Genomic DNA, 13,370 nt, shown 5'->3' on the forward strand with positions numbered 1-13,370 from the left:
GAGGTCACATCATGGCATTTCGTCCGCTGCACGACCGCGTCCTGGTCCGTCGCATCGAAGCCGAAGAAAAGACCGCCGGCGGGATCATCATTCCCGACAGCGCCAAGGAAAAGCCGAGCGAAGGCGAGATCGTTGCCATCGGCGACGGCGCCCGCGACGACGATGGCGAGCGTATCCCGCTCGACGTCAAGACCGGCGACCGCGTGCTGTTCGGCAAGTGGTCCGGCACCGAAGTGACGGTCGACGGCCAGGAGCTGCTGATCATGAAGGAAAGCGACATCATGGGCGTGATCAGCTGATCACGCACACCCCTGCGAAAGCAGGGGTCTCTAGCCGCTTTGTAAATCATTCGAAGGCCCCGCTGGGCCGAACCCGATCCCAGCTTGCGCTGGGATGACGAAACAGGAGAAACACCAATGGCTGCCAAGGACGTGAAATTCTCGCGCGACGCACGCGAACGCATCCTCAAGGGTGTCGACACCCTCGCCAATGCCGTCAAGGTCACGCTGGGCCCCAAGGGCCGCAATGTCGTGATCGACAAGAGCTTCGGCGCCCCCCGCATCACCAAGGACGGCGTCACCGTCGCCAAGGAAATCGAACTGAAAGACAAGTTCGAGAACATGGGCGCGCAGATGATCCGCGAAGTCGCCAGCAAGGCGAACGACGCGGCCGGTGACGGCACCACCACCGCCACCGTGCTGGCCCAGGCCATCGTCACCGAAGGCATGAAGTCGGTTGCCGCCGGCATGAACCCGATGGATCTCAAGCGCGGCATCGATCTTGCGGTGACCAAGGTCGTCGAAGACCTCAAGGGCCGTTCGAAGGACGTCTCGGGCTCCTCGGAAATCGCCCAGGTCGGCATCATCTCGGCCAATGGCGACACCGAAGTCGGCGAGAAGATCGCCGAAGCGATGGAGAAGGTCGGCAAGGAAGGCGTCATCACCGTGGAAGAGGCCAAGGGCCTCGAGTTCGAACTCGATGTCGTCGAAGGCATGCAGTTCGACCGCGGCTATCTGAGCCCCTACTTCATCACCAACCCGGAAAAGATGACGGTCGAACTCGAAAACCCGTACATCCTGATCCACGAGAAGAAGCTGTCGAACCTGCAGTCGATGCTGCCGGTGCTCGAAGCCGCGGTCCAGTCGGGCCGTCCGCTGCTGATCATCGCCGAAGACATCGAAGGCGAAGCGCTGGCGACCCTCGTGGTCAACAAGCTGCGCGGCGGCCTCAAGGTTGCGGCCGTCAAGGCTCCGGGCTTCGGCGATCGCCGCAAGGCCATGCTGCAGGACATCGCGATCCTGACCAAGGGCGAGATGATCAGCGAAGATCTCGGTATCAAGCTCGAGAACGTCACGCTGGGCATGCTCGGCCAGGCCAAGAAGGTCACCATCGACAAGGACAACACCACCATCGTCGACGGTGCCGGTGACGAAGCCGACATCAAGGCCCGCGTCGGCGAAATCCGCACCCAGATCGACAACACCTCGAGCGATTACGATCGCGAGAAGCTGCAGGAGCGTCTCGCCAAGCTCGCCGGCGGTGTGGCCGTGATCAAGGTCGGCGGTGCCACCGAAGTCGAAGTGAAGGAGCGCAAGGACCGCGTCGATGACGCGCTCCACGCAACCCGCGCGGCGGTGGAAGAAGGCATCGTCCCGGGCGGCGGTACCGCGCTGCTCTATGCCACCAAGGCTCTCGAAGGCCTCAAGGGCATCAACGACGACCAGACCCGCGGCATCGACATCGTCCGCAAGGCGATTCTCGCACCGATCCGCCAGATCGCCGAGAACGCCGGCCATGACGGGGCGGTGGTTTCGGGCAATCTGCTGCGCGAAGGCGACGAGACCCAGGGCTTCAACGCTGCGACCGACACCTACGAGAACCTCGTGGCGGCCGGCGTGATCGACCCGACCAAGGTGGTGCGCACCGCACTGCAGGACGCAGCCTCGGTGGCCGGCCTGCTGATCACCACCGAAGCGGCGATTTCGGAAGCTCCGGAAGACAAGCCTGCCCCGGCGATGCCCGACATGGGCGGCATGGGCGGTATGGGCTTCTGACGATCCCCAACAGGATCGTCACCCCGGACTTGCATGCCCCGGACTTGATCCGGGGATCCGGGGTCTCATACCGCTGGGTCAGACCCAGCCGAGAGAGATCCCAGCTTTCGCTGGGATGACGGAAACAGGAAAGGGCCGGGAGCGATCCCGGCCCTTTTGCTTTTTCGGCGATATTCGGATCCTCACATCGCCATCGGTTTGGCCAGCATCCACACGGCCATGCCGATCATGAAGAGGTTCTCGGTCAGCGAGACGAAACCGAGCGGCACATTGCTGTCGCCGCCGACACAGGCGCATTTGAGCTCGCGGCGGTCGACATAGACCGCCTTGAACACGCTCGCTGCGCCCACGGTGCCGATGAACAGCGCCACCGGGATCGACAGCCAGTCGAACGCATGCGCCGTCATCAATACGCCCGCCAGCCCTTCGGCGAAGGGGTAGATATAGGCGTAGGGCACCCAGCGCCGCGCCAGCAGGTCGTAGTTGAGGAACATGGTCGAGAAGCTCTCGACATCGCGCAGCTTGAGATAGGCGAGGCCGCACATGGAGAAGCTGACGAACCATTCCGCCGACAGCACCGAGATCGGCTGGCCCGTCGCGACATAGGCGGCAGCGACCGCCATCAGCGCCATCATCGCGAACAGGGCGATGACCGGGCGATAGGTGGTCTCGCCCTTCTCCAGCACACGGCGGCCGAAGTGCTTGCGCAAATCGATATAGCCACCGATCCTTTCATTGCCGATCCATGCCTGCGGAGTGGTCGCGACGTCATGCTGCGCCTTGAAGGCATCGGTCTCCTCGCGGGTCAGCAAGGGATGGTCCTCGACCTCATAACCTTCGCTCTCGAGCAGCCATTTGGCCTTGAGGCCCGAGGGGCAGAGGTGGTCCGGCAGGACCATGCGATAGAGCGTTGCGGTCTTGCCGGTCATTTGCGTGTCCTTTCGATCAGGTCGATCAGCTCGGAGAATTTCTCGCGCTGGTCGGCCTCGTCGCCCGAGGCGATGGCCGAGGCGACGCAGGATGCCGCGTGGCGCTTGAGCACTTCGCTTTCGACCTTGGCCAGCGCGGACTTGATCGCGGCGATCTGGGTCAGCACGTCGATGCAGTAACGGTCCTGCTCAATCATGCGAACCACGCCCTGGACCTGCCCTGCAATGCGGTTAAGCCGGTTGACGGTGCTCTTCGTATCCTTGCAATGCGGTTCCGACATGGCCGAAAGACCCTCTTTCAATATACCCTATGGGGGTATATATAGGCGCCATGAACAGAATCATCAAGTCTGCCCCGGTCACCTTGTCCCGCCGCGGCCTTATCACCAGCACCGCTGCGCTCGCTGCTGCCTCGGCCCTGCCCGTCCCGGCCTGGGCCAAGGGCGGATCGATGCACGGTCACGAGGCGAAGAAAGGCTTCGGCACCTATTCGGGTGAGGATATTCGCCTCGGCATCGGCCATGCCAAGTTCTCGACGGGGGGCCGCAGCGGGCACGCAATTGCGGTCGACGGGATGATCCCTGGCCCGCTGATCCGGCTCAGGGAAGGGCAGAACGTGCGGCTGCACGTCACCAACAACCTCGACGAGGACAGCTCGATCCACTGGCACGGGCTGCTGCTGCCGTTCCAGTTCGACGGCGTACCCGGCGTCAGCTTCCCCGGGATCAAGCCGGGCGAGACCTTCACCTATGAATTCCCGATCCGGCAGGCCGGCACCTATTGGTGGCACAGCCATTCGGGCCTGCAGGAGCAGATGGGGCATTACGGCCCGATCATCATCGAGCCCAAGGACGGCTCGGACAATCGCTTCGACCGCGACTATGTCGTGCTGCTGAGCGAGTTCACCCCGCTTCATCCGCACGAGATCATGCGCAAGCTCAAGGTCGGCGAGCATTACTTCAACCGCGACATGATGACCGCGACCGAAGGCGAGATGTCGGGCGAAGAACGCCGCATGTGGGGCGCGATGCGAATGAACCCTCGCGACATCGCCGACGTCAACGGCACGACCTACACCTATCTCATCAACGGTCACGGCCCGGCAGATAATCTCGAATACCTGTTCAAGCCGGGCGAGAAGGTGCGGCTGCGCATCATCAACGGCTCGGCCATGAGCTTCTTCAACATCCGCATTCCGGGCGTGCCGATGACAGTCATCCAGGCCGACGGGCAGGATGTGAAGGAGGTCACCGTCGACGAGCTCCAGATCGGCACCGCCGAAACCTATGACGTCGTCGTCACCCCGCCCGACGGCAGCCACGCGTTGGTGGCCGAGGCGATGGACCGCAGCGGCATCGGCGTGGCCAGCCTGACCTCGCATCCGGGCCACAAGGCGACCGCGCCTGGCCTGCGCGAAGTGCCGACGCTGACCATGGCCGATATGGGCATGGGCGGGATGGATCATGGCGATGGCGGCCACGGTGGCATGGACCACTCCATGCGCGACAAGTCGCTGGTGCCGCCCGATGTCGAAGTCGGCCCCGGCGTCGATATGATCGCGCCGATGCCGGTCGACCGGATGGACTTCCCCGGGCTCGGCCTCGACAATGTGCCGCACCGGGTGCTGCGCTACACCGATCTCAGGTCGAAAACGATGAACCCGCACCGGATGCCCGAGCGGACCATGCAGATCCACCTGACCGGCAATATGGAACGGTACATGTGGAGCTTCGACGGCAAGAAGTTCACCGCCGTCACCGACGATCCGATCCGCTTCGCCTATAACGAACGGGTCCGGGTCAAGCTCGTCAACGACACCATGATGGCGCACCCGATCCACCTGCACGGCCATTTCTTCGAGCTGGTCAACGGCAAGGACCCGCACGACATGTTCCAGCCGCGCAAGCATACGGTGATCGTCCAGCCGGGCGGCAGCGCGACCTTCGACCTGACCGCCGACGAGCCGGGGGACTGGGCCTTCCACTGCCACCTGCTATATCACATGCACGCCGGGATGATGCAGGTGGTGACGGTGCGGCCGTTCCCGGAGAAGGCATGATGCGAACCGCCCGTCTCGCGCTCCCGCTGCTGGCGCTGGCGCTGGCAGCGCCGCTTGCCGCACAGGATCACGGATCGCATGACCCGCATGCCGGGCACGACATGCCGCCGGCCGCCACGCCTGCGCCTCCGCCCGCCGAGCCCATGGACCACGGGGACATGGACCACGGCGAGATGGATCACGGCGCTCCGGCTGCCGACGTTCCGCCTCCCGCCGCCACCTTCGAAGGCCCGCGCCATGCCGCCGACGCGATATGGGGCGAGCAGGCCATGGCGCCTTCGCGCAAGAAGCTTGGCGAAGAGCATGGCAGCATGACCACCGGCGTGCTGCTGGTCGAGCGGCTCGAAGCGCGGGTGAAGAGCGGTGAGGACGGCTTCGTCTGGGACGCGCAGGGCTGGTGGGGCAGCGATCTCGACAAGCTGTTCGTCAAGACCGAAGGCGAAGGCGAACCGGGCGGCGCGGTCGAGGATGCCGAAGTCCAGCTGCTCTATAGCCGCGCCATCGGGCCGTTCTTCGACTTGCAGGCGGGGGCGCGGCTAGATCTCGAGCCGGAGAGCCGCAGTCACCTCGTGCTCGGTGTACAGGGACTCGCGCCCTACATGTTCCATGTCGATGGGGCGCTGTTCCTGTCCGACCGGGGCGATCTGACGGCGCGGCTGGAAGGCGAGTACGACCAGAAGATCACCCAGAGCCTGATTCTCCAGCCGCGCGCCGAACTGGAGCTGGCGGCCCAGGACATTCCCGAACGCGATCTCGGTGCCGGTTTCACCAAGCTCGAAGCCGGGCTGCGGCTCCGCTACGAAATCGTGCGCGAATTCGCCCCTTATGTCGGCGTGGAATACGAGGCAAAGCTGGGCCAGAGCGCCGATATCGCCCGCGCGCAAGGCGAGGACCCGGACGGTTTCGCCGTGGTGCTGGGCGTGCGAACCTGGTTCTGACGCAGCGCGACCCGGCGCCGAACACAATTCATGCTTAGGAAACGGCCGTACAGGACCCAACCGCGCGGTGGGCCGTTGTTTTCCCGACACCCGCAATCAGGAGAACCAATCCATGCGACTTCCGCAAAACGCCCATGTCGCCGTCGTCGACGGCACACAGTTCCGCTTGTTCCGGAACACCGGTCGGGGCGACGCAATCAAGCTGGAGGGCATTTCGGCCGACGAGGTCGATGCAACCAACAAGAGCGCCGGCATCCGCGATCATGAAGCGACCAACCGCAATGACGGCGGCCGGCATCTCGAGGAATTGAGCCATGCGGCGGGCGTCGCCGAAAGGCTCAACAGCATGGCGATCGCCGGCACGATCGAGAAGATCGCGATCATCGCCGATCCCTCGAGTCTGGGCGAGATGCGGCGGCACTACCACACCGAGCTGCAGAATGCGCTGGTCGGCGAGATTGATTCGACCCTGACCAACAGTGCAGTCGAAGAAATCGTTCGCGCTTTGGAAGAGGCGTAACGAGCAGCACAAACAACGTTAGGGGGCGGCGCAGCAGCGATGCTCGCCCGCCCCCTTTTCGTCTGCCGGCTCAGCCGCCCTTGCGGCTTGCCTCCGCTGCAGCGACCACATCGGCAGGCCAGGTCACCTGCGTCTGCGTTTGCGGGTTGAACACGTCGCCGGGGTAGATGGCCGCTTCGGCGGCCGCGATTTCCTCTGCCGTCAGGAACTCGCTCGGCTCCAGCGCGAAGACATCAAGCCCGCGCGCGATCTCGGTCGCGTAGATGCGGCCCTTGTACCAGTATGCCGACCAGTACCCGCCGGTGACCAGTTGGTCCTTGTCCACCGGCCCGCGGTCGAAATAGGCGATTTCCTGCACGTTGGCCGGGTCGGTGAAGTCGATCACGCTGATCCCGCCCTGGTACCACGCCTGGACGAAGATATCGCGTCCCGGGACCGGGATGATCGACCCGTTGTGGGCGACGCAGTTTTCCTTGTCGCTTTGCGGGGCGGGCAGCTTGTAGGTGCCGCGATAGACCAGCTTGCCGTTCTCGACGCCGTAGAAGGCGTTGGCCCCCCAGTTGGTGGGGTCGCCCGCCAGGCAGCGCGGCCGCCCGCCGCCGCCCCATTCGTCGGTGAACAGCACCTGGGTGCCATCGTTGTTGAAGGTGGCCGAATGCCAGTAGGCGAAGCCCTTGTCGGTCACGTCGTCGATGCGCTTCGGCTTGAGCGGGTCGGACACGTCAAGTATGATCCCGTTGCCCGAACACGCCCCGGCGGCCAGCTTCTTCGACGGGAACACAGTGATGTCGTGGCACTGGTCGGTCTCGGCGGTTTCCTGCGTCCCTTCGCCGTGATCGCCGCCGCGCCACAGGCCGGCGATCTGGCCTTCCGCCGCAAACACGCGCGGGCGATCGACGATGCGAGCCTGGCCCGGATTGGCCAGCGGCACTTCGATCACGTCGATCGAAAACAGTGCGGTATCGTCACCCGGAAGCGTGGTGCAGCCCGCCAGCTCTTCGCCCAGGCGGACCCCGCCAGTGCCCGAGGCATAGACGATCAGCCGCCGGTCATCGACGCTGACGATCGAGTGGGTGTGGCTACCGCGACAGGTTTGCACCTGCCCGACCTGGCGCGGCAAGGCGGGATCGGAAATGTCGAAGATGCGCAGGCCCCTGAAACGCTCGGCAGTGGCGCGTTCCATATTGCCCTGCAAACCGCAATCGACCCGCCCGCGCCCTTCCTCGACGCTCATCACCAGCAGATTGCCGGCAACCGAAACGTCGCCCTGCCCGCCGGGACAGACGACCGAGCTGATCAGCCCGGGCATTCCGTCGGCGTCGAGGCGATAGATGTTGAAGCCGTGATAATTGCCCGCAATCATCAGATCGCCGGAGAAAGCGATATCGGTGTTGGCGAAATCGAGCATCGAGCCGCGGTTCGACAGCTTCGGCGTTTCCGGCTCGCGCTCGTCTTCGGCCAGGGCCAGCGGATCGTTGGGGTCGGCGGCAGGCTTGGGCTTTTCGGCCGCAGCGGGCTTTTCCGCACCTTCGGCTTTCGCTTCCTCAGCCTTGGCCTTGCGTGACTTGGCGGCGAGGGGCTGCAATCCGGCCGGGTTGGCCGGATCGAAGAAGCCGGCCGGCTTCTCGAGGCTGGCGAGCTTCTTCAGGCCCGAAATCGCCTCGCCTGCATCGCGGAAACCCGCCTTGAGCGTCGCCCGGGGATCTTCCGAAATGCTCGCCAGCCGCTTGTTCATGCGGGTAATCTCGGCGTTCTGGTCGCTCATCACATCGGCGGTGAACTGGTTCATTTCGGGGTCCGAGGCGGTGCCGTACCAATTGAGCAGGTTGCGCGTCATGTCGACTGCGCCGCGGTGGTGGGCGATCATCAGCTGCAGGAACAGCCGGTCGAAAGCGATCCCTTCGGCAGCCGCCAGCGCGGCCATCTGCGCGGGCGTGGCCATGCCTTCCATGATCACCATGCCCTTGCCCGCGGATGGCATCGGATGGTCCATGTGGTCGCCGTGATCCATGCTTTCCTTGCCCATGGCAGGCATGGCGGTCGGCTCGCCCCGGCTGGTCAGCCAGTCCATCATGAACTTCATCTCGTCGGCCTGGCTGGCCTCGATCCGGCGGGCGATGCGGCGAATATCGGGATCGGTGGTACGCTCGGCGACCAGCGCCGTCATGTCGATCGCCTGCTGGTGGTGCAGGATCATGTGCTGCATATAGGCGACATCGCCGGGGGAGTAGCGCATGTCGGCCAGATCGATGGCTTGTTCGGGCGTCAGCACCTTGGCCGGCTGGCCCGGGGCACCGGGCTGGACAATGGCGACGGGCTGGGCGAGCGCGGCGGCAGAGGTCGAAAGCAGGAGGGTGGCGGCAAGCGCCCGCAGCGAAATGGTCATGTGGCAATCCCCAGAGTTGAGCGCCGATATGGCAGGCAAGGCCGGCCTCGCGTCAAGCGGAACTTCTGCGAACGACTTGTGGCGGGGCACCAATGGCCAGTGGCGAAGTGCCCCGCCCCGCCTCCCTAGCCATACTTGCCGCGTTTCGGCCCGAGATAGCCGAACAGATAGGCCCCGACCTTGCGCATCTGGATTTCCTCCGCCCCTTCGGTGATGCGGTAGCGGCGGTGGTGGCGGTAAATGTGCTCGAACGGCTTGTGCCGCGAATAGCCGATCCCGCCGTGTACCTGCATCGCCCGGTCGGCCGCCTGGCACACCAGCCGGTTCGCCCAGTAGTTGCACATGCTGACCTTGTCGGAGATCGTCCGTTCGATCTCCTCATGCGGCATGTTGTCCATTTCCCAGGCAGTCTTGTAGATCAGCAGGCGGAGCATTTCGCACTGGGTCGCCAGCTCGACCAGCGGGAACTGGATCGCCTGGTTGCGCGCCAGTTCCTCGCCGAACGGCTTGCGGTGGCGGGCGTATTTGACGCTTTCCTCGACGCAGTAGCTGGCTGCGCCGAGCGAGCTGGCCGCCTGGCGGATGCGGTTCTGGTGGACGAAGCTCTGCGCCAGCGCTAGGCCGCGCCCTTCGACGCCCAAGATAGCGCTGTCGGGCACCCAGACATTGTTGACGCTCAGGCGCGGATGGTCGGTCGGCATGTTGAACGTCCACATCCATTCCTCGATTTCGAGACCGGGGGTGGGGTTGGGGACGAGGAAGCAGGTGATCCCGCTGGCGTCGCCATCCTTGCCGCCGGTGCGGGCGAACATGGCGCAGTGGGTGGCGACATGCATGCCGGTGATCCACATCTTCTCGCCATCGATGCGCCAGCCATCGACTCCGTCGCGGCTCTCGCGCACCGCCTTGGTTTCCATGAAGGTCGCGTCGCTGCCGTGATGCGGCTCGGTCAGGCCGAAGGCGACACGCCGCGTCCCCTCGAAGCCGCCGAGGATGAACTCCTGCTTCTGCTCCTCCGTGCCGAAGGTTTCGAACATGGCCACGAAGGGGAAATTGCCGACGATGCTGTGTTCGTTCTGCAGATCGTTGTGCAGCCCCAGCCCGCGCGCTGCAAAGCGGTCACGGATAACCGCCATCCACAGGTTGGAGCCATCCTGGCCGCCGTATTTCTTCGGCGCGGAGAAACGCCAGTGTCCCGCCTCGTCGGCAGCCTTTCGCGACTGGCGCAGCAGATCCTCCCACTCGTGGCGCGGCAGGCCGCCGTTCTCGAAATCGGTCCGCGCCCATTCGCGGCGATGGTCGAAGAAGCGGATATTGTCGTCCGCCTGCTCGAGCGGGATGATCTTGTCCTCGATGAACTTCTCGAGCTCGGCGTAATAGTCCTCAAGCGCCTGCGGTACGGTGAAATCCATCGCTTAGTCCTCTCCAGTCCATTTATTCCGCGCAACGGCAAGCGCAGGGTATTTGGGCACATCGGTCTCAAGTTTTTGGAGCGCGCGCTGGCGCAGCTCGTTCAGCAGGTCGCGCTCGGCCAAATTCGTGGTTCCGGCGAAAATGTCAGCGCAAAGCCCGGCATCGGTCACTGGTCTGCGAAACGGCCGATCCTCGCGTGCCAGCATACCGAGCGCATTGCGGGCCACGGCCAGCTGGAACCTGTCGTGCCATTCGACCTTGTCCTTGAGGGTCGCCAGCCATTCCGCAATTGCCGTGGCGATTTCGCCAAATCCGGCCTCGCCACGACGCGTCTCCTGACAGGTCGCGTCATCGGGCAGGACTTCAAGTTTGCTGTCGCGCAGAGCGGCGGGCGCATCCTCTTCCAGCAACAGAAGCAAGTCGAGTTCGTTCTCGCTCGTCCGGCGCGAGATCACCACCCGCTCCAGCATCCGGTCCTGACCGGTGCGCCAGAAGCTGGCCATCCGCAGACACCCCAGCGCCCACCACACGGTGCGGTAGATCATCCAGAAGCGGAACCGCTCCCGGTCCACCGGCGCGCCGCCCGCCGCTTCGTAGGCGGCGAAATAGTCCTCCAGCGCGCCCAACCCCAGCGCGGGCCGGTCGTAGCGGGCGAAGCGCCACACTGCCATGCAACCGAAGGCGAGGTCCTCGTGCCGGTCGCCGAAATGGGCCAGTTCCCAGTCGAGCACGCCGGTGAGGTGCGAATCCTCGGCGAGAATATTGCCGAGCCGGTAGTCGCCATGGTTGAGCACCGGCGTCGCCGCATCCGGCACATGGTCCGTCAGCCAGCGCAGCCCCAGCGCGATGATCGGGCGGTCGCCGCCGGCATCCTCGAACTGCTGGCGCATCCCCGCGATGCCTTCGGCATAGTCCATCGTCGGGATCGAGGCCGGGAGCCGGGCGGGATCGAGCGAATGGATCCGTGCCAGATCGCCCGCGACTTCGCGCAGCAACTGGTCCGGCTGCTCCATCGCCAGGATCGCCTTGGGGTCGGGCGTGCCGGGCAGCGCCCGCATCACGAAACCGCTGCCGATGCCGTCATCCGGCACCAGCTCGACCATCACTTCCGGTGCCTTGACCCCGGCCCCATGCGCCGCGCGGATCACCGCCGCCTCGACATCGTGACCGTAGGGCCGCCCCTCCATGAAGGCGAGGCTGGGCGCGCGGCGGAGGACGTAATCCTCCCCGCCCGCCGAAAAGCGCCAGCTTTCCATGGTCGCCCCGCCGGTCAGTCGGCGCAGCCCGGAAATGTCCGAATAGCCCGCGCGGGCCATCGCCGTGGCCAGCCCGCCTTCCAGCGTGCGAATCGCGTCACTCTCTCCCATCGGTACAATCGTTGCAGCGCAGGCCGCGTTCGACAAGCCAAAGTATCAAATCGAAACGGATTTCGGATGGTTGTTTTCGCACCAAGGCATCAATCGGGCCGCGCAACGGAATCATCTGTCGCAGTGAGGTCACATTCCGTCTCAAGCCTGTTGAAGAAATCGGCCTGCGCCTGTGTAACCTCCCGTAAAGCATACGGGGGTAATACTCGGGTCCATGATATCGCGCTTTTTCAGGATTGCCACGGCTGCCGCCGCAATGGCAGCCAGCCTCGCCGCCGTTCCGGCCCATGCCGACGGCACTGAACTCGAAGCCGTCTTCGACAGCACCTTCGGCACCGAGACACGCAAGCCGCAGAGCTTCGAAGCGCGTTATGAAACCCCGTTCGAACAGCGCATCGCCATGCTGGCCGATGGCTCTGCCGGACGGATCGGCGTTGCCGCGATCGACCTTTCAAGCGGTCAGGAAATCTCGATCCTGGGCGACCAGCGCTTCCCCATGGCCAGCACCAGCAAGATCGCCGTTGCGGCGGTGTTCCTCGAGGGAGTGGAGCAGGGTCGCTGGAGCCTGACCAGCGAATTCCCGCTGATGATCCCGACAGCATCGAAGAAGTATTCCAGCGCGGCAGCCCCGGTGCGCGCGGGCAATTACATGCCGGCCATCGATCTGATCGAAATCATGATTACGCGTTCGAGCAATCCGGCCACCGACGCCTTGCTCAAGGTGGTTGGCGGCCCGAAGGTCGTCAACGACTGGGCGCGGCGCAACGGCATCCGCGAGTTCAGCCTCGACCGCGACATTGCCACGCTCGTGCGCGACGACGGTGAGTATGACCCCGCGACCTATATCGACCGCCGTGACAGCGCGACGCCGCGCGCCATGGTCGATCTTCTCGCCGGGCTTTACCAGGGCCGCTTCCTTACGAAGGCAAGCCGTGATGTCCTGCTCGGCGCGATGAGCCGGACTGTGACCGGTTCGCGCCGCATCCCGGCCATGATCCCGGGCGATGCGCAGGTGCTGCACAAGACCGGTTCGCTCAACAACACCTCGAGCGACGTGGGGATCGTCAAACTACCCGATGGCCGTGCTTTCGCCGTCGCGATCTATGTCACCGGGCAGGGTAGCCGGGGCCAGCGCGAAGCCAAGATCGCCGAGATTGCCCGCGCGCTTTACGATGGATACGTCGATGCGCCCAAGCGGCAATATGCCAGCGCGGGCTACGGCGGCGAGTAAGCGCCGAAGCCGGCAGCTTGAAGCATGGAAAAAGGGCGGCGCCGCGAGGCACCGCCCTTCTCTTGTCCGGAAATACCGAAAGGCTTACTGAGCAGCAGCTTCGTCGGTAGCATCTTCAGCCTGATCGGTAGCAGCTTCGGCACCGTCAGCAACGGCTTCAGCGCCCTCTGCGGCTTCGTCGGCAACAGCTTCGGTGCCTTCAGCGACGGCGTCGCCAGCAGCTTCAGCGTTCGCTTCCATGTCGGCAGCAGCGCCTTCAACGGTGGCGTCAGCAGCTTCGGTGGTTTCCTGCGAGCAGGCAGCGAGGGTCAGGGCAGCGGCGCCAGCGGCGGCGACGAGAGCGATCTTGCGCATAGTTTCAATTCCTTACTCTAGCGAGTGGGTATCCCTGCCCGGCATCGTGCCAGGCCGGAGAAACCTCCCGAAAAAGGTTGGCTTCTGCCGTGCTAAATAGTGGCAAGAATATGGCAAGG

Annotated in this window: 12 protein-coding genes; 6 read left to right on the top strand and 6 right to left on the bottom strand. The window is 64.5% G+C overall.

All coding sequences use genetic code 11. The features are described from left to right. Positions 1 to 11 precede the first annotated feature (11 nt). Together groES and groL are read left to right on the top strand one after the other, a co-directional pair. Entirely contained in the window at positions 12 to 299 is a 288-nt protein-coding gene (groES, locus tag LY632_RS01280) for a co-chaperone GroES (RefSeq protein ID WP_234092009.1), read from the top strand. 117 nt (positions 300 to 416) lie between these two features. After that, positions 417 to 2,054, top strand: a complete 1,638-nt coding sequence (gene groL, locus LY632_RS01285) for a chaperonin GroEL (protein WP_234092010.1) — start codon at positions 417 to 419, stop codon at positions 2,052 to 2,054. Between the two features lie 182 nt (positions 2,055 to 2,236). Here groL and LY632_RS01290 read toward each other — a convergent pair whose 3' ends face one another. Both LY632_RS01290 and LY632_RS01295 read right to left on the bottom strand, forming a co-directional pair. Further along, entirely contained in the window at positions 2,237 to 2,983 is a 747-nt protein-coding gene (locus tag LY632_RS01290; RefSeq protein WP_234092011.1) for a MauE/DoxX family redox-associated membrane protein, read from the bottom strand. After that, positions 2,980 to 3,264, bottom strand: coding sequence for a metal-sensitive transcriptional regulator (locus LY632_RS01295; protein WP_234092012.1), 285 nt, complete (start codon positions 3,262 to 3,264; stop codon positions 2,980 to 2,982). The genes LY632_RS01290 and LY632_RS01295 overlap by 4 nt, the downstream gene beginning before the upstream one ends. 50 nt (positions 3,265 to 3,314) lie before the next feature. Here LY632_RS01295 and LY632_RS01300 point away from each other — a divergent pair, with 50 nt between their 5' ends. The 3 genes from LY632_RS01300 to LY632_RS01310 all read left to right on the top strand — a co-directional run bounded on the left by LY632_RS01300 (position 3,315) and on the right by LY632_RS01310 (position 6,500). Beyond that, positions 3,315 to 5,042, top strand: a complete 1,728-nt coding sequence (locus LY632_RS01300) for a copper resistance system multicopper oxidase (RefSeq protein WP_234092013.1) — start codon at positions 3,315 to 3,317, stop codon at positions 5,040 to 5,042. Continuing rightward, positions 5,039 to 5,980 carry a copper resistance protein B gene (locus LY632_RS01305; protein WP_234092014.1) on the top strand — a complete coding sequence of 314 codons (942 nt, stop codon included), beginning with the start codon at positions 5,039 to 5,041 and terminating at the stop codon, positions 5,978 to 5,980. The genes LY632_RS01300 and LY632_RS01305 overlap by 4 nt, the downstream gene beginning before the upstream one ends. A gap of 112 nt (positions 5,981 to 6,092) precedes the next feature. Further along, a complete protein-coding gene (locus LY632_RS01310; protein ID WP_234092015.1) occupies positions 6,093 to 6,500 on the top strand; it encodes a host attachment protein in 408 nt (135 codons plus the stop codon). A 70-nt stretch (positions 6,501 to 6,570) separates the two neighbouring features. Here the strand turns inward: LY632_RS01310 and LY632_RS01315 are convergent, their stop codons facing one another. The 3 genes from LY632_RS01315 to LY632_RS01325 all read right to left on the bottom strand — a co-directional run bounded on the left by LY632_RS01315 (position 6,571) and on the right by LY632_RS01325 (position 11,666). Next, the gene (locus tag LY632_RS01315) at positions 6,571 to 8,886 is read right to left on the bottom strand and encodes a DUF305 domain-containing protein (RefSeq protein ID WP_234092016.1); all 2,316 of its coding nucleotides are present in this window, start codon (positions 8,884 to 8,886) and stop codon (positions 6,571 to 6,573) included. 125 nt (positions 8,887 to 9,011) lie between these two features. Further along, entirely contained in the window at positions 9,012 to 10,298 is a 1,287-nt protein-coding gene (locus LY632_RS01320) for an acyl-CoA dehydrogenase family protein (RefSeq protein ID WP_234092017.1), read from the bottom strand. Between the two features lie 3 nt (positions 10,299 to 10,301). Beyond that, positions 10,302 to 11,666: a phosphotransferase gene (locus tag LY632_RS01325; RefSeq protein ID WP_234092018.1), complete on the bottom strand. Its 1,365-nt coding sequence runs from the start codon at positions 11,664 to 11,666 to the stop codon at positions 10,302 to 10,304. 256 nt (positions 11,667 to 11,922) lie between these two features. Here LY632_RS01325 and LY632_RS01330 point away from each other — a divergent pair, with 256 nt between their 5' ends. Then, positions 11,923 to 12,897: a serine hydrolase gene (locus tag LY632_RS01330; RefSeq protein ID WP_234092019.1), complete on the top strand. Its 975-nt coding sequence runs from the start codon at positions 11,923 to 11,925 to the stop codon at positions 12,895 to 12,897. A gap of 84 nt (positions 12,898 to 12,981) precedes the next feature. Here LY632_RS01330 and LY632_RS01335 read toward each other — a convergent pair whose 3' ends face one another. Next, positions 12,982 to 13,251, bottom strand: a complete 270-nt coding sequence (locus tag LY632_RS01335) for a hypothetical protein (RefSeq protein ID WP_234092020.1) — start codon at positions 13,249 to 13,251, stop codon at positions 12,982 to 12,984. Positions 13,252 to 13,370 lie beyond the last annotated feature (119 nt).

It is taken from the genome of Erythrobacter sp. SDW2 (assembly GCF_021431965.1).
In the GTDB taxonomy this organism is placed as follows: domain Bacteria; phylum Pseudomonadota; class Alphaproteobacteria; order Sphingomonadales; family Sphingomonadaceae; genus Parerythrobacter.